The sequence below is a fragment of the Sphingomonas echinoides genome (assembly GCF_029623395.1).
In the GTDB taxonomy this organism is placed as follows: domain Bacteria; phylum Pseudomonadota; class Alphaproteobacteria; order Sphingomonadales; family Sphingomonadaceae; genus Sphingomonas; species Sphingomonas echinoides_A.
In genome coordinates this window covers 114,613-130,068 of record NZ_JAPYKK010000006.1, presented here as the reverse complement: position 1 = coordinate 130,068, position 15,456 = coordinate 114,613, and the positions used below count along the sequence as shown (strand labels likewise).

Sequence of the window (15,456 nt, the reverse complement as noted above, 5' to 3'; positions counted from 1 at the left end):
TTCTCACTAGGCCGTCCCATCGCCGCTGCGATATGGTGCGCCGTTACCGGGCTTGGGGTGCGTTAGCCTGGGGTATGGCAGGATCCTGCAACGGATCTGCCAACGGATCCGCAGGTTTCGGCGCGGCCAACCCGGCGACGGGCGATCCCGCGGCAGGCGCAGGTACCCGCGGCCCGGCCGCAGGATCGGCGAGCGGATCCGCCAGCAAATCAGGCGAAGCCGCCCCTGTAACGGGAGCCGTCGCCCCATTCGCGGGATCTGCCAACGGATCCGCAAGCGGATCAGCCAGCGGATCGCTCGTTGTGCCTGACGCACGCGCATCATGCGTCGCCGCAATGCGTCCCGCGCGGTCCTGCAGATAGGACGAGCGCAACGTCGCATAGGGGTCGATCGCACTCGCCGTCAGCGCCTTGAGCGGCGCATCCGATTCGACCCGCAGGTCGAGCCCGGTCAGCACCGCTTGCGGAATGCGGAACTCGGCCCGGTCGAACGGCGACCCGATCACGACCGGCAACGCCTGCGCCTCCGCAGCGCCTGCCGGCAAATCCCGAAACGTACTTGGCCCGAGGAATGGAAGGAACAGGTATGGCCCAGGCCCTACCCCGTAATGCCCGAGCGTATCCCCCAGGCTGTTGTCCCGGTGCGGCAAGCGGAAGTCGCGCGTCTTCGCGACGTCGAGCAACCCGCCGACCCCGATCGTCGAATTGACCACGAACCGCCCGAGGGTCTTCACCGCGCGCTTCGGTTTCAGCTGGAGCACGTCGTTGGCGAACACCAGCGGCTCGCCGATGTTCGAGAAGAAATGCCGGATGCCCTTACGCGCGAAGTTGGGGACAATCGTCTTGTAAACCATCGCGACCGGCCGGAAGAAGATCCGGTCGAACACCTGGTTGATCGAAAACATCTTGCGATTGAACCCCTCGAGCGGGTCTCCCTTCGCATGATGCGGACGCACTACGGCGGCCGACGCCTGCGCGCGCGCCGCGGCGCGCGTGATCGTGCCGACCGGCGCCGGTGCCACGACGGTTTCCTGCGCCGCCGCCGTCATCGGCGTTGCCATCATCACGATCGCGACCGCCAGTGTGCTGCTTCCCCCCCGAACGCGCACTCTGTTCAGCGATCGCTCTTGGCGGCCAGCGCGTCGAGATGCGAAATCAGCGCCTTCGCCCCGCCCTTTGCGAACACGCCCGCAAAATCCGCGCGACGGGTCGCGAGCTGGCTGATCGCGTTGCGGTAATAAACGTCGATCACGCGCCACTTGCCGCCGCTCTGGCGCAGACGATAAGCGATCGGCACCGCATCGTCCTTTGGCGCGGACAACGTCGTACGGACCAGCTTATCCGCACCGCGCGTTTCAACCTTCGGGTCGATGGTAAAGCTCTGCCCCGACCAGCTGCTGAAATTGCTGGCATATTGCGCCACCGTCATCCGCCGCATCGCCGCCACCAGCGCGGTCTGATCCGCCGGTGCGACCTTGACCCAGTCGGGGCCGACCGACAGCCGCGTGATCAGCGGAATGTCGAACGTTTGATCGACCACCGGACCGATCTTCGCGATCCGCCCTTGCTGGCCCATGCCGCTCCCGCCCTTCATGATCGCGAGCAGCCCTTCATCGAGCATCTGCACGGGCGCCCGCGCAGGATCAGCAGCCTGCGCCAGAGCGGGCGCGGAAACGGTCAGCAGCACGCCGGTCACGACGGAGCGGATAGGGAAAGTCATGCAGAAACTCCTTGGCGAAAGGGACGACGCCCCTCCCTCCGGGTGAGGCCGGTATCATCCCGTGGGCGGTAGCACAAACCGCTGTAGCCGGGATGAACGGCCAAAGCTGGACGCGGATCCCCTGACGACCCTGCACGCCATCTCGACATTGCGATCAAGGATAAAGATTTCCTCCTTTCGCATATGTTGCGGCGCGGCTAGAATATCTACTTGGGGGCGTGCGTGACGAACCAGCCCGGGCGGTCTATGGCCCGAACCCCGGTTTCGACACGAAAGCGGACGGAAAGGTTTTAGCTTGCAAGTGATTCTCGCCAACCCGCGCGGGTTCTGCGCCGGCGTTGTTCGCGCGATCGAGATCGTCGAACGCGCGCTCGATCGTTATGGTGCCCCGGTCTATGTCCGGCACGAGATCGTCCACAACCGCCACGTCGTCGATACGCTGCGGAACAAGGGTGCTGTGTTCGTCGAGGATCTGGACGAGGTTCCCGAAGGCGCAATGACGGTGTTCAGCGCGCACGGCGTCGCGCGCACGGTCGAGGAAGAGGCAAAGCGCCGCAACCTGCCCGTGTTCGACGCAACTTGCCCGCTCGTCACCAAGGTGCATCTGCAGGGGCGTCGCTATGCCAAGGCCGGGCGGACGCTTGTGATGATCGGCCACGAAGGCCATGCCGAAGTGATTGGCACGCGCGGACAAGTGGACGTCCACGTCCACCTCGTCTCGACCGAGGAGGACGTCGCCGCGCTTGACCTGCCGCTGGATACGCCGATGGCCTACATCACGCAGACGACGCTGAGCGTCGACGACACGCGCGGCGTGATCGCGGCGCTCGGCAACCGCTTCACCGACCTGATCGGCCCCGACGTTTCCGAAATCTGCTACGCGACGCAGAACCGCCAGAGCGCGGTGCGCGACCTGTGCAAGGTCGCCGACCTGATCCTCGTCGTCGGGTCGGAAAACAGCTCGAACTCAAGCCGCCTGCGTGATCTCGGTGCGGACGAAGGGCTGCCAAGCTATCTCGTCGCCGATGGCAGCGCGATCGATCCGGCGTGGTTCGACGGCATCGAACGCGTCGGCCTAACCGCGGGCGCATCCGCGCCCGACGAGCTGGTCGACAGTGTGATCGCCGCGCTGCGCAAGCTCGGCCCGGTCGAGGTCAGCCAGCTCGCAGGTGTCGACGAATCGATCCAGTTCGGCCTTCCGCGCGAGTTGCGCGATGTGCCTACCCCTACCCAAGCTGCTGTAATCAGCGCATAGGAGCCGACATGAGCCTCCCCATCGCCCCGCTGGCGCGCATCGGCGCCTATACCCTCAAGAACCACATCAAGGGCGGCAAATACCCGCTTGTGTTGATGCTCGAGCCGCTGCTCCGCTGCAATCTGGCATGCCCCGGCTGCGGCAAGATCGATTATCCCGATGCGATTCTCAACCAGCGCCTGTCGTTCGACCAGTGCATGGACGCGATCGACGAATGCGGCGCGCCCGCGGTCTCGATCGCAGGTGGCGAGCCTCTGCTCCACCGCGACATGCCCAAGATCGTCGAGGGCTATATCGCCAAGAAGAAGTTCGTCATCCTCTGCACCAACGCACTGCTGATGAAGAAGAAGATCGACGACTATAAGCCGTCGCCCTACTTCACCTGGTCGATCCATCTCGATGGCGACAAGGGCATGCACGACCATGCGGTCGATCAGGCCGGCACCTATGAAGTTGCGATCGAAGCGATCGAAATGGCCAAGGCCAAGGGCTTCCGCGTCCAGGTCAATTGCACCGTGTTCGACGGGGCGGATTCGACCCGGCTCGCGGGCTTCTTCGACGAAATGCAGAAGCGCGGCGTCGAGATCACCATCTCGCCGGGCTATTCGTACGAGCGCGCCGCCGACCAGGAGCATTTCCTGACGCGCGAGCGGACCAAGAACTTCTTTCGTGACGTGTTCCGCAAGGGCGATGGCGGCAAGGCGTGGACCTTCACCAACTCGCCGCTGTTCCTCGATTTCCTCGCGGGCAACCAGACGTATGAGTGCACGCCCTGGTCGATGCCGCTGCGCACCGTCTTCGGCTGGCAGAAGCCGTGCTACCTCGTCGGCGAAGGCTATGTCGACACGTTCGCACAGCTGATGGAAGGCACCGACTGGGACCAGTATGGCGTCGGCAAATACGAGAAGTGCTCGAACTGCATGGTCCATTGCGGGTTCGAAGGCACTGCGGCTAGCGACTCGATCCGTCACCCGCTCAAGATGTTCACCATCGGGCGCAAGGGCGTGAAGACCGAGGGGCCGATGGCGCCCGACATCGATTTGAGCCACGCGCGCAAGTCGACCGACGTCCATTCGCTTCACGTCGAGCAGGAACTCGCCAAGATCAAGGCGGCGGATCCTGAAGGCTACAAGCGCACCCAACGCGCGGCCTGATGGACCGTCTGCGGCCGTCGCCCGAGCGGGCGGCGGCCGGGGAGCCATCTTCCCATCAAGGCGTTTGATCGCAATGCCCCACGCCAGCAATATCGTCCTTTGCGACGGACCCGATAGCCCGCACGCATTCGACGTGGTCCCGCTGCAGCATCGCAACGGCATGCTCGATGCGCGGTGCCCGATTTGTCACGGCTTTGGCCAGTGGAACAGCGAGATCGATCTGGTCAGCTTCCGTTGCAAACGCGTGATCTGCGATCATTGCCACGGCGCGGGCTGGGTCGAGACCGGGAACGATCCGGTCGCTCTACCCGACATCGTGCTCGCTCCCGAAGGCTATCCCAAGTGGATCGTGCGGCTTGTCCCGCGCGCAGATACCGGTCCGCTACGGTAGGCAGTGGCAGTCCCTCTCCCCGTTCGTTTCGGGAAGGGATTATGGGGCCACTTGCGAGACGAACTGCGCAAACCCCTGCGCCTCCATCAGATCAAACGCACGCCCCAGCGCCTTGAACGCCGCCCCCGCATCGCGTCCGATGCGAATGAGTGCGGGCAGCTGCGCCGGGTTGCGCGCAAGCGACGCGAGAATCGCCCCGAGCGCCACGCCGCCATCGGGTTTCATCCCCACCAGCGCCGCGGGGGGCAGCGCGTGGTCGGCACTGTCGGAGATGGTGCGGACAATCGCGAACGGCAGGTCGTGTCGCGCGGCGACGCGGGCGGCGATGTGCGATTCCATATCGACCGCGATCGCGCCGGTGACGGCATGGAGCGCGGTTTTCTCGGCGACGGAGCCAATGATGCTGTCCGCGCCCACGACAGTGCCGCGATGCGCGTTGGGCAAGGTCTGAAGGAGCCGCTCAACAAACGCGCTTCCCCGGCTAAGGCCGGGGCCGAGGAGCGAGGGTGGCTGCAAGGAAACGCCACGCGATAGGCTCTTCTGTTCCTCGACCGGGCCCCGGCCTTCGCCGAGGAAGGACGTAGGGGCAAGCGTCCCCACCACCACATCCCCCGCGCGCAACGCCGGGTCCAGCGCCCCTGCCACCCCGCACGACAACACCAGCGAAGCTCCCGCAACCGCCGCCTCGAGCTCCCGCTCCAGCCGCGCGGAATCCCCGCCGCCCGCCACCACCACGAACCCCGGCCGCGCAAGGATCGCCGCCTCGCGCACCAGCCCGCAGGCGACGAGCACGCTCACATCCCGAACGCCGGCCGCGCGCTGTTCGAGCGTTTGAGGTTGCGATAGCGCGCCACCGCCCACAGCGGGAAGTACGCCGGATAGCCATGATACCGCAGGTAGAACACGCGCGGGAATCCGCCGCCCGTGTACAACTCCTGCCCCCACAGCCCCTCGCTGTCCTGCGTCGCGATCAGGTGGCGCACGCCGCGTTCGACCGCCGGATGATCGACCTTCCCCGCCGCCATCAGCGCGAGCAGCGCCCAGCCGGTCTGCGACGCGGTCGACGGCGCGGGCGTGTAGCCCTTGTAATCGAGCGCATAACTGTCGCAGTCCTCGCCCCAGCCACCGTCGAGGTTCTGGATGTGAAGCAGCCAGTCCGCCGCCTTGCGCACCATCGGATGCCGCCCGTCGAGCCCGGCAGCATTGAGCGTGCACAACACCGACCAGGTGCCGTAGATGTAATTCACCCCCCAGCGCCCGAACCAGCTGCCATCGGGCATCTGCTCCTTTTCGAGGAAGCCCATCGCCGCCGCCATGCGGGGACTGTCGATCGGCTCACCGAGTTGCGCGAGCATCGACACGACGCGCGCGGTCACGTCGCTGGTGGGCGGATCGAGCAATGCGCCGTGATCGGCAAAGGGAATGTTGTTGAGATAGTGATAGCTGTTGTCCGCATCGAACGCGCCCCAGCCGCCGTCCTTGCTTTGCAAGCCGACGGTCCATTCGACCCCGCGTGCGATGGCGTGGTCGTAGTTCTCGCCCCTCCCCTTCAGGGGAGGGGTTGGGGGTGGGGCCGTATCACCTTGCCCTGACGTCTGGTGCGCTGCACGGCCCCACCCCAACCCCTCCCCTGAAGGGGAGGGGCTAAAAGGAACCGCCCGGTCCATCGCCATCACCACCACGGCAGTGTCATCAAGATCCGGATAATGCGCGTTATTATACTGGAACGCCCACCCCCCAGGCCGGACATCGGGCTTCTCGTCGGCCCAGTCGCCCTTCACGTCGAGCACCTGCAACGGCTTCAGCCAAGCAAGCCCAGCCGCCGCCCGCGCCTCGGCATCCTCGCCGCCCGCCTCAAGCATCGCATGTGCTGCGAGCGCAGTATCCCACACCGGCGAGACGCACGGCTGGCAATAAGCCTCGTCGTCCTTGACCACGAGCAGCTTCTCGACCGACCGCCGCGCCACCGCCCGCGCGGGATAGTCCTCGGGATAGCCCAGACAATCGAACATCATCACGCTGTTCGCCATCGCCGGATAGATCGCACCGAGCCCGTCCTCGCCGTTCAACCGCTCGGTCACGAAGGTCACGCAAGCGTCGATCGCGCGAGCGCGTGTCCCCTTGGGCCACAATCGCTCGACGCGCTTGAGCACGACATCGAGCCCGTTGAAGAAGCGCGTCCAGCCCGCCTTGGTCCCCGCCGCCTTGCTCGTCAGCTTCGCGCGTTTTGCGGTGTACAGCTCATCGACTCGCACGCCCGAGGCATTGCGCGCGACCGGCTTCTTCGCCGCGAGCACCAGCAACGGCACGATCACGGTGCGCGCCCAATAGGACATCTTGGAGAGATGCACCGGGAACCAGCGCGGCAGCAGGATCAGCTCGACCGGCAGCGTCGGTACCGAACTCCACGGCGCGCAATCGAACAGCGCCAGCTGGATCCGCGTGAACACGTTGACCGCTGCTGCACCGCCCGCCTTATGGATCGCCGCCCGCGCACGCGCCATGTGCGGCGCGTCCACATCGTCGCCGATCATCTTGAGCGCGAAATACGCCTTCACGCTTGCGCTGACGTCGAACGCACCGCCGTGGAACAACCCCCAGCCATAGTGCGTGGCCGACTGGATCCGGCGCAGGTACACGCCGATCTTGCGCTCGATCTCGGCATCGCGCGGCTCGCCGAGGTAATGCCGCAGCAGCACATATTCCGCCGGAATCGTCGCATCAGCTTCGAGCTCGAACACCCAATGCCCGTCATCTTTCTGGCGCCCCGCCAGCGCAGCAGCCGCGCGCGACGCGGTCGCGTCGGCAGCGGCGACGAGATCGTCACGGTCAAGATTCAGCGTCTGTAGTCCCATGTGCGTGGCCTTAGCCGAGCATCGCTGTCCGCGCCAAGCGGGCAGCGGCTTCGCCCGACCGAATGGCCCCCTCGATCGTCGCGGGCAGGCCAGTCTGCGTCCAGTCGCCAGCAAGGAACAGGTTGCGCCACTGCGTCCGCGTCTCCGGGCGGCGGGCGTCCTGTTCAGGCGTGGCGGCGAACGTCGCGCGCTTTTCCTTGACGATCTGCCACGCGGGCATCTCCGCCGGGCCGCCGTGCACCGCAACGATATCCGCCCAGAAGGCGCGCGCAAGCTCGGCCCGGTCACGATCGACCAGATGGTCCGCCGCGCTGACCGTGATCGAAATGCGATCGGGAAAGGCGAAGATCCACTCCGCCGTACCGCCGAGCACACCGACCATCGTTTGCACGCCGGTCGGCGGCTGGATCGCAAAATGCGCGTTGACGATCGCGCGGAAGTCGTTGGGGACGATCAAATCGGGCAGCAGGTCCGCCGCGACCCACGGCGGCACCGCGAGAATGATCGTCTCGTCCGGCGCGACCGTTTCCAGGCCACGTCCGAAATCGAGCGCGACGACCCGGTCGCCGTCGGTCTGAAGCGCGCGCAACCGCGTGCCAAGCGAGACCGTCGTGCCCTTACCCGCAAGCCAGGCAAGCGCGGGATCGACGAATGCCGCCGCCAGCGTCGGCTCGGCAATCTGCGGCCGCATGGCGCGCCCGCCGCGACCGAGCGTCTCGCGAATGACGCGCGAAGTCAGTCGCGCCGAGCCGGTCGCGGACGCCGTATTGAGCGCCGCCAGCAACACCGGATCGATCAGTTTGTCCCACACCGGCCCGTGCGGATCGACGCGATCGGCGACGACCTGATCGACCCTCCCCCCGCTCAGCCCCGCCAGCCGCAGATAGTCGCGCACCGTCGTCCCGGGAACGCGTCGCCCGTCGCGGCAAATCCACCACGGCACCGGGCCGTCGTTGATCCGCACCGACCAGCGCGCACCCGTCGTGATATGGGCAAAGGCGAAGTCGGCGTGCTTCGGCCCGCTCAGCCGATCGCTCGCGCCGATCGTGTCGAGATAGCGATGCACCGCCTTGTTCCCCGAAAGGACGAGATGATTGCCATTGTCGATCGTCCGTCCGAGCTGCGGATCGTGATAGCTGCGACAGCGTCCGCCCGCTTGCGCCGCGCCGTCCACGACCGTCGCCAACACGCCCGCCCGTGCCAGCTCGACCGCGGCGGACAGGCCCGCCATCCCCGCGCCGACGATGCGGACGCGCGGCGGGTTCGGACTGGGCCTCACCGGAACAGACTGAGCCGCAGGACGGTGAACAGCAGCGCAGGCTTGTTGACGCGGATGCGCTTGCGCGGCGTATTCCAGCCGGCGCTTTCCATCCGTTTCAGGATCGGTTCGTACACCGCCGCCATCAACCGCGGCGCCAGCAGATGCCCGCGCGGCCGCGTCGCCAGGATCGCCTTCGCCGCGGCGAAATGCGCGTGCGCCTTGGCCGCCAGCATCCGGCACGCGCCGTCGATCCGCGGGTCGGCGACGAGAATAAGCGGATCGCTGAACACGGCCCCCGCCGCGGCGAGCGGTTCGTACGGCAGGTACACCCGACCGATCGTCGCATCCTCGTCGATATCGCGCAGAATGTTGGTGAACTGCAGCGCTCGGCCGAGATGATAAGCGAGGTCCACGCCGGGACGCTCGTCCATCCCGAAAATCCGGACCGACAACCGTCCGACCGCCGATGCGACTCGGTCACAATAGAGGTCGAGCGTGTCGAACACCGGCCAGCGGATGTCCTGCTCGACATCCATCGCCATGCCGTCGATGACCGCGATAAAGTCTTCCTTCGCCAGATCGAAGCGCGCGACCGCATCCGCGATCAGCACCGCCTGCCCTGGTGCCCCGCCGGCGTAGAGCGACTCGATATCCGCACGCCACGCCGCCAGCGCCGCCGCGCGATCCTCGCGCTTGCCACCTTCGTCGTCGGCGATGTCGTCGACCTGTCGACAGAACGCGTAGACCGCGTACATCGCGTCGCGCTCGGCCTTGGGCAGCACGCGCATCCCGGCGTAGAAGGAACTGCCCGAGACTTGCGCTTGCAGTTGTGCAGGAGTCGCCTTCGGGTTCATGCCCGCCCTTTAACCATTTGCGTGACCGCCGCCAACGCCGCGAGGCCGAATGCCTCGGGCGCACGGTGGTGAACACGTTGCGACAACGGGTCACGCCGTTTGAGGCGTGCGTTGAGGCTCACCGCGAGCCGGTGGATGATCGCGACCTCCGCCGCAAGCCGACGGTCGTGAATCTGCCGGGCGAACCCGGCGGACTGCGCGAGCAACGCATCGGTCCGAGTCGCGAGATCTGCGATCACCGCGCGCAGTGCCGGAGTTGCCGCCGTCCCCGCCAAATCCTCGACGCGGGCACCATGCTGCGCGAGGATCTCGCGCGGCAGATAGACCCGCCGGATCGCACGGTAATCCTTCCCGCAATCCTGCACATGGTTGATCACCTGCAGCGCCGCGCACAGCGCATCCGACGCCGCCCAGGTCGCGTGATCCTCGCCGTGCACGTCGAGGACGTAGCGCCCGACCGGCATCGCCGAATAGCGGCAATACTCCATCAGCGCCGGCCAGTCGTCATAATGGTCGACCGTGCAATCCCGCGCGAACGCGACGAGCAGGTCGGTCGCATGCTGCGACGACAGGCTGTGCGTCGCCATCGTCTCCCGCAGCGCCAGCGCAGTCGCCTCGTCGTCGCTGTGGCCGAGGATGGTCGCGCGCATCGTGCCGAGCAGCGCGAGCTTCTCGTTCGCCGAGGCGGCGGGATTGTCCGCCACGTCGTCGGCCGCGCGCGCAAAATGATAGAAGGCCATCACCGGCGCGCGATGCGCCTTCTTGAGCAGCACCGAAGCGACCGGAAAATTCTCGTCCTTATGCCCCTTGCCCGAGGCGAGCGTCGCAGCGGTCATGACGGCAAGCCTTCCTCGTGGCGTGCCGCCTGGACACGCCCCTTCCACATTCCGCCACGCCCGCGGACATGCTGCCATGCCGACAGCAGCGTGCATCCGGCATAAAAAGTCGCGATCAACGGCAAAGCCGGTCCCCACAGTGGCGAGCGTCGGTAGAAGCGCAACATCGGCTGAAACGCCAGCGCCATCAATGCCCAGGCCGCGATCGCGGTCATCCGCACCGCGCCCTGCCCGAAGATCGTCAGCAGCGGCGGGGCGAGATAGGTGATGGCGAGGCCAATCGTGGTGCCCGCCAATAGCACCGGCGAATAGTTGAGCTGCGCATACGCCGAGCGCGAGATCATCTGCGCGACCGAATCCCAGCTGTCGTAGCGCCGGATGCTGATCGCGCGATCGGTCAGGCCGAGCCAGACCGGCCCTTGCGTCTTCATCAACGCGCCGAACGCGCAATCATCGATCAGCGCGGACCGCACTGCCGCTATCCCGCCTGCCGCCTGCAACGCCTGACGCTCGACCAGCATCACGCCCCCCGCCGCCGCGCCCCGCCCGCTGCCGCGCCGATTCACCGCCGCAAACGGGTACAGCATCTGGAAAAACCATACGAACGCAGGGATCAGCGCGCGTTCCGCGAGACTCTCGCAGCGCAACCGCGCCATCAGCGATACGAGCACGCGCTCCTCCGCAACGGCGCGTGCGACGAGGGTGCGCAGCGTATCGGGAGCGTGCGCGATGTCGGCGTCGGTCAGCAGGAGATAATCGGGCACGTCGCCCGCCGCGGTAATTCCTTGCGAAACCGCCCACAGCTTGCCGGTCCAACCGTTTGCCAGCGGCGCGCCCGTCTCCACCTGCACACGCTCGCCGCCCGCGCCGCGCGCGATCGCGGCGGTGCCGTCGCTGCTCGAATCGTCGACGAGAATGATCCGGAAGTCACCCGGATAGTCTTGCGCCGCCAAGCTCCCGATCGACCGCGCGATCACATCGGCCTCATCGCGCGCCGGCACGATCGCGACGACCGAAGGCCACGTCGCGTGTTCTTCCCATGCTGGAAGGAGAGCAAGCGGAGACGTATCGCGCTCGCCGGTCTGCCAGAAGCCATCGCGCGCAAAGACCAGCACCAGCCAGATCGCAAGCGACAGCAGCGCAATCCCCAGCGCGATCACTGTCCACGCCCCAACGACCACGAAGAGCCGCGCCCGTCTCCTCCCCTCCCTGAAAGGGAGGGGTCGGGGGTGGGTCGGCCTGAGGAAAGGACAGACGCCGAAACGGGCCAACCCACCCACGGCTCCGCCCTTACAGGGAAGGGGGAAAGCACTGTATGTCCCTCACCACTCTGCCAACTACCGGAAAACGCAATCACGCCAGCATCCCCGCCTGCCGGAACCACGCCACCGCATCCTCCAGCGCCACGCGGTACGGTCGCGCGCGATACCCCAGCTCCGCCTCGGCGCGCGCGCTCGAATAATACATGTCGTGCGCGGCCATCCGCAGCGCATCCAGCGTCAGGAACGGTTCCTTGCCCGTCACCCGCGCAATCCGCTCGTTGACCCACGCCAGCGGAAACAGCGGCGCACGCGGGATCTGCACCGTCGGCGGCTTGCGCCCGACGATCGCCGCGACACTCGCGAGCATCTCGCGCAACGATACATCCTGCCCGCCAAGCACATAGCGCTCGCCAATCACCCCGTGCGCCATCGCCGCGATATGCCCGTCCGCCACGTCATCGACATGCACCAGGTTCAATCCACTCTCGACGAACGCAGGCATCCGTCCCGACGCCGCCTCGACGATGATCCGCCCGGTCGGCGTAGGGCGTGCATCGCGTGGCCCGATCGGGGTCGACGGATTGACGATCACCGCGGGCAACCCCTGCTCGCGTACCATCGCCTCGACCAGCCGTTCGGCGACGACCTTGCTCCGCTTGTACGCGCCGACCGCTTGCTCCGGCGTCGCCGGACGGGTCTCGTCGGAGGCCTTGCCATGATCCGGGCGCAACGTGGCGACGCTGCTGGTATAGACGATCCGCGCGACGCCTGCGTCGAGTGCCGCCTGCATCACGGTCTGCGTGCTCACCCGGTTGTTGCGGACGATCTCTTCGGTATCCGGTGCCCAGATCCGATAGTCCGCCGCGACGTGATACAGATCGCTTACCCCCGCCATCGCGCGCGCCATCGCGGCGGGGTCGCGCGCGTCGCCCTCGACGATTTCTCCCGGAAAATCGGTTAGGTTGGTCCGCGCGCTGCTCGCGCGCGCCAGCCCGCGCACACGTGTGCCCGCTGCGGCCAGCCGTCGCGCGACCGCCGAACCGACGAAGCCGGATACCCCGGTCACCAGCGTAATAGGTTGATTGCTCAAACAGCCTCCATGCGGCGATGCTGTAGAACGCCGCGCCGCAAGCGCAAACAATCTCGCGCAATCTTCCAGCAACAAAGTCCGCACCAGCCCGGACATGACAGCTTTTTCACCCCGGCGTGCCTATCCCCGTCATTCGGGCGAGGCTACGGGGTGGCACCGTGATCCACATCCTGCATCTTCTTGGAGCCGCACTGGGCTGGCTGGCAATCGTGGTGGCGACGCTCGGCATCATCTATTGCACTGCCGCCGCTTTCATCTTCCGACACTATTTCGCTGCCGCCACGCCGGCGCCTGTCCGGCATGATGCCGTTACGCTGCTCAAACCGCTCTACGGCGACGAACCGCGGCTGTACGACAATCTCGCCAGCTTCCTCGCGCAGGATCATGCCGGGCCGATCCAGTTGCTTTGCGGAATCCAGCGCGCCGATGATCCAGCGATCGCAGTGGTCAAGGCTTTGAAGCTGGCGCATCCGGACGCCGACATCCAGCTCGTCGTCGACGGCACGGTCCACGGCGCAAGCGGCAAGATTTCCAACCTCGTCAACATGGAGCCGTTCATCCGGCACGGCATCGTCGTGCTCAGCGACAGCGATATCGCGGTAGCGCCGGATTATCTCGGACAACTGCTTCGCGCACTCGATCGCCCGAACGTCGGAATCGTCACCTGCATCTACGCCGGGCGCGGTGACGCGGGGTTCTGGTCGCGACTCGGTGCGGCGGGCGTGAGTTACCAGTTCATGCTCGGGCTGGTGTTCGGCGTCGCTAACAAACTTGCCACGCCGTGCATGGGATCGACCATCGCGATGACGCGCGAAACCTTGCAGCGGATCGGCGGCTTCGGCAGTTTCGCGGACAAGCTGGCGGACGATTATGCGATCGGCGAAGCGGTCCGCGCCCTCGGGCTCTCGATCGTCTTGCCGCCGATGCTGGTCGACCACGCCTTCGACGAGACCAGCCTGTCCGCGCTGTGGCATCACGAACTCCGCTGGGGCGCGACGGTGCGCGATGTCGCCTTCTGGCCGTACGTCGGCAGTATCATCGGGCTCCCCTTGCCGGTCGCCGTGCTCGCGATGCTGTACTGGCCCGCGGCGGGGCTGGTGCTGTTCGCCCTTGCAGCGATCGTACGGTTGGTGGTTGTGCGAAGCGTCGATGCGACTGTAGGGAGGCGCATCGCTTCGTTGGGGTTGGCGCTCGCACATGATGGCATGAGTTTTGCCATCTATATCGCGAGCTTCTTCGTCCGATCGGTTGATTGGCGCGGCGCGACCCTTACAATGAAGACTGAAGGCCGCATTGTTGCGGCGCACAAGATTGAGAATGCGGAGCAACGGGCATGATGCGGGCGCTTTTCCTCCAGGCGCCGTCTTTTGACGGTTACGACGGTGGCGCGGGTGCGCGCTACCAGATGAAGCGGGAGGTCAAATCCTTCTGGTATCCGACCTGGCTCGCGCAGCCGGCGGCAATGGTCGAGGGCTCCAAGCTGATCGACGCGCCCGCGCACGACCAGTCGTGGGACGATATCGCGCATGAGTTCGACGATCGCGACCTCGTGATCCTCCACACCTCGACGCCGTCGTTCAACCAGGACATCCGCACCGCCGCGCTGATCAAGCAGCGCAACCCGCGGATCCTGATCGGCTTCGTCGGCGCGAAGGTCGCGGTCGAGCCCGACAAGAGCCTCGCCGCCACGCCCGACGTCGATTTCGTCGCACGCGAGGAATATGACTTCACGATCCTCGAGATCGCGCAGGGCAAGCCTTTGCGTGAAGTCGACGGCATCACCTGGCGCGATTCGGACGGCGCGTTCATCCGCAACCGCGACCGCGCGATGATCGAGGACATGGACTCGCTGCCGATGGTCTCGCCGGTCTACAAGCGCGACCTGCAGATCGACAAATATTTCGGCGGCTACCTGCTGCATCCGTATGTCAGCTTCTACACCGGGCGGGGCTGCAAGAGCCGTTGCACCTTCTGCCTGTGGCCACAGACGATCGGCGGGCACACCTACCGCTTCCGCTCGGTCGCCAAGGTGATCGAGGAAGTGGAGTACATCATCCGCGAGATCCCCGAGACCAAGGAGATCTTCTTCGACGACGACACGCTGACCGACAACCACGCGCGCGTCGAGGAACTCGCGATCGCGCTCGGCAAGCTCGGCTTCGGCAAGCCCGGCTTCAAGATGTCGTGGAGCTGCAACGCAAAGGCCAACGTCCCACGCAAGACGCTCGAAGTGCTGAAGGCGAACGGCCTGCGCCTGCTGCTCGTCGGCTATGAGAGTGGCAACCAGCAGATTCTCCACAACATCAAGAAGGGCCTGCGCACCGACGTCGCACGGCAGTTCACCAAGGATTGCCACGAGCTTGGCGTCGTGATCCACGGCACCTTCATCCTGGGTCTCCCGGGCGAGACGCTCGAGACGATCGAGGAGACGATCAACTACGCCAAGGAAATCGATCCGCACACGATCCAGGTGTCGCTCGCGGCACCGTATCCCGGCACCTTCTTGTACAAGCAGGCGACCGAGAACGGCTGGTTCGACAATTCGCACGAATTGCTCACCGACGGCGGCAACCAGATCGCGCAGCTCAGCTACCCGCATCTGTCCTCGACGGTGATTTTCGACAAGGTCGAGGAGTTCTACAAGCGCTTCTACTTCCGCCCGTCGAAGATCTGGGAAATCGTCCGCGAGATGCTGACCGATTGGGACATGATGAAGCGCCGCCTGCGCGAAGGCGTCGAGTTCTTCGACTTCCTGCGGCGTCGCAAAGAGGCAGTGTAA

The 15,456-nt window shown here is 65.9% G+C and carries 14 protein-coding genes; 5 read left to right on the top strand and 9 right to left on the bottom strand.

What is annotated here, in order from left to right; all coding sequences use genetic code 11:
- Positions 1 to 43: 43 nt before the first annotated feature.
- Both QBJ92_RS05855 and QBJ92_RS05850 read right to left on the bottom strand, forming a co-directional pair.
- Positions 44 to 1,060 (bottom strand): MlaA family lipoprotein, encoded by a 1,017-nt coding sequence (locus QBJ92_RS05855; RefSeq protein WP_277968751.1) that lies wholly within the window; start codon positions 1,058 to 1,060, stop codon positions 44 to 46.
- A gap of 53 nt (positions 1,061 to 1,113) precedes the next feature.
- Positions 1,114 to 1,719, bottom strand: a complete 606-nt coding sequence (locus QBJ92_RS05850) for an ABC transporter substrate-binding protein (protein WP_277968750.1) — start codon at positions 1,717 to 1,719, stop codon at positions 1,114 to 1,116.
- A 295-nt stretch (positions 1,720 to 2,014) separates the two neighbouring features.
- Here QBJ92_RS05850 and ispH point away from each other — a divergent pair, with 295 nt between their 5' ends.
- The 3 genes from ispH to QBJ92_RS05835 all read left to right on the top strand — a co-directional run bounded on the left by ispH (position 2,015) and on the right by QBJ92_RS05835 (position 4,519).
- The gene (ispH, locus tag QBJ92_RS05845; protein WP_277968749.1) at positions 2,015 to 2,974 is read left to right on the top strand and encodes a 4-hydroxy-3-methylbut-2-enyl diphosphate reductase; all 960 of its coding nucleotides are present in this window, start codon (positions 2,015 to 2,017) and stop codon (positions 2,972 to 2,974) included.
- Between the two features lie 8 nt (positions 2,975 to 2,982).
- A complete protein-coding gene (gene hpnH / locus QBJ92_RS05840) occupies positions 2,983 to 4,128 on the top strand; it encodes an adenosyl-hopene transferase HpnH (RefSeq protein WP_277968748.1) in 1,146 nt (381 codons plus the stop codon).
- 73 nt (positions 4,129 to 4,201) lie between these two features.
- Complete coding sequence (locus QBJ92_RS05835) at positions 4,202 to 4,519, top strand: hypothetical protein (protein ID WP_277968747.1); 318 nt, start codon at positions 4,202 to 4,204, stop codon at positions 4,517 to 4,519.
- Positions 4,520 to 4,558: 39 nt separating this feature from the next.
- On the opposite strand, the gene QBJ92_RS05830 is transcribed toward QBJ92_RS05835, so the two are convergent.
- The 7 genes from QBJ92_RS05830 to hpnA all read right to left on the bottom strand — a co-directional run bounded on the left by QBJ92_RS05830 (position 4,559) and on the right by hpnA (position 12,653).
- Complete coding sequence (locus QBJ92_RS05830) at positions 4,559 to 5,317, bottom strand: phosphorylase (RefSeq protein ID WP_277968746.1); 759 nt, start codon at positions 5,315 to 5,317, stop codon at positions 4,559 to 4,561.
- The gene (locus QBJ92_RS05825) at positions 5,314 to 7,374 is read right to left on the bottom strand and encodes a terpene cyclase/mutase family protein (protein ID WP_277968745.1); all 2,061 of its coding nucleotides are present in this window, start codon (positions 7,372 to 7,374) and stop codon (positions 5,314 to 5,316) included. Before QBJ92_RS05825 ends, QBJ92_RS05830 begins: the two co-directional genes overlap by 4 nt.
- Positions 7,375 to 7,384: 10 nt before the next feature.
- Positions 7,385 to 8,653: a hydroxysqualene dehydroxylase HpnE gene (gene hpnE, locus QBJ92_RS05820; protein ID WP_277968744.1), complete on the bottom strand. Its 1,269-nt coding sequence runs from the start codon at positions 8,651 to 8,653 to the stop codon at positions 7,385 to 7,387.
- Positions 8,650 to 9,489 (bottom strand): presqualene diphosphate synthase HpnD, encoded by an 840-nt coding sequence (gene hpnD, locus QBJ92_RS05815; RefSeq protein WP_277968743.1) that lies wholly within the window; start codon positions 9,487 to 9,489, stop codon positions 8,650 to 8,652. Before hpnD ends, hpnE begins: the two co-directional genes overlap by 4 nt.
- Positions 9,486 to 10,325, bottom strand: a complete 840-nt coding sequence (gene hpnC, locus QBJ92_RS05810) for a squalene synthase HpnC (protein WP_277968742.1) — start codon at positions 10,323 to 10,325, stop codon at positions 9,486 to 9,488. Before hpnC ends, hpnD begins: the two co-directional genes overlap by 4 nt.
- Positions 10,322 to 11,485, bottom strand: a complete 1,164-nt coding sequence (locus QBJ92_RS05805; RefSeq protein ID WP_277968741.1) for a glycosyltransferase — start codon at positions 11,483 to 11,485, stop codon at positions 10,322 to 10,324. Before QBJ92_RS05805 ends, hpnC begins: the two co-directional genes overlap by 4 nt.
- A gap of 193 nt (positions 11,486 to 11,678) precedes the next feature.
- Entirely contained in the window at positions 11,679 to 12,653 is a 975-nt protein-coding gene (gene hpnA, locus QBJ92_RS05800; protein ID WP_431358372.1) for a hopanoid-associated sugar epimerase, read from the bottom strand.
- 182 nt (positions 12,654 to 12,835) lie between these two features.
- Here hpnA and hpnI point away from each other — a divergent pair, with 182 nt between their 5' ends.
- Complete coding sequence (gene hpnI / locus QBJ92_RS05795) at positions 12,836 to 14,014, top strand: bacteriohopanetetrol glucosamine biosynthesis glycosyltransferase HpnI (RefSeq protein WP_277968739.1); 1,179 nt, start codon at positions 12,836 to 12,838, stop codon at positions 14,012 to 14,014.
- On the top strand, positions 14,011 to 15,456 hold the full coding sequence (gene hpnJ, locus QBJ92_RS05790) for a hopanoid biosynthesis associated radical SAM protein HpnJ (protein ID WP_277968738.1): 1,446 nt from the start codon (positions 14,011 to 14,013) through the stop codon (positions 15,454 to 15,456). Before hpnI ends, hpnJ begins: the two co-directional genes overlap by 4 nt.

Coding starts and splice junctions, on each gene's coding strand:
- QBJ92_RS05855 (WP_277968751.1), bottom strand. CDS start 1,060: ATGGCAACGCCGATGACGGCGGCGGCGCAGGAAACCGTCGTGGCACCG.
- QBJ92_RS05850 (WP_277968750.1), bottom strand. CDS start 1,719: ATGACTTTCCCTATCCGCTCCGTCGTGACCGGCGTGCTGCTGACCGTT.
- hpnH (WP_277968748.1), top strand. CDS start 2,983: ATGAGCCTCCCCATCGCCCCGCTGGCGCGCATCGGCGCCTATACCCTC.
- QBJ92_RS05835 (WP_277968747.1), top strand. CDS start 4,202: ATGCCCCACGCCAGCAATATCGTCCTTTGCGACGGACCCGATAGCCCG.
- QBJ92_RS05825 (WP_277968745.1), bottom strand. CDS start 7,374: ATGGGACTACAGACGCTGAATCTTGACCGTGACGATCTCGTCGCCGCT.
- hpnD (WP_277968743.1), bottom strand. CDS start 9,489: ATGAACCCGAAGGCGACTCCTGCACAACTGCAAGCGCAAGTCTCGGGC.
- hpnC (WP_277968742.1), bottom strand. CDS start 10,325: ATGACCGCTGCGACGCTCGCCTCGGGCAAGGGGCATAAGGACGAGAAT.
- hpnJ (WP_277968738.1), top strand. CDS start 14,011: ATGATGCGGGCGCTTTTCCTCCAGGCGCCGTCTTTTGACGGTTACGAC.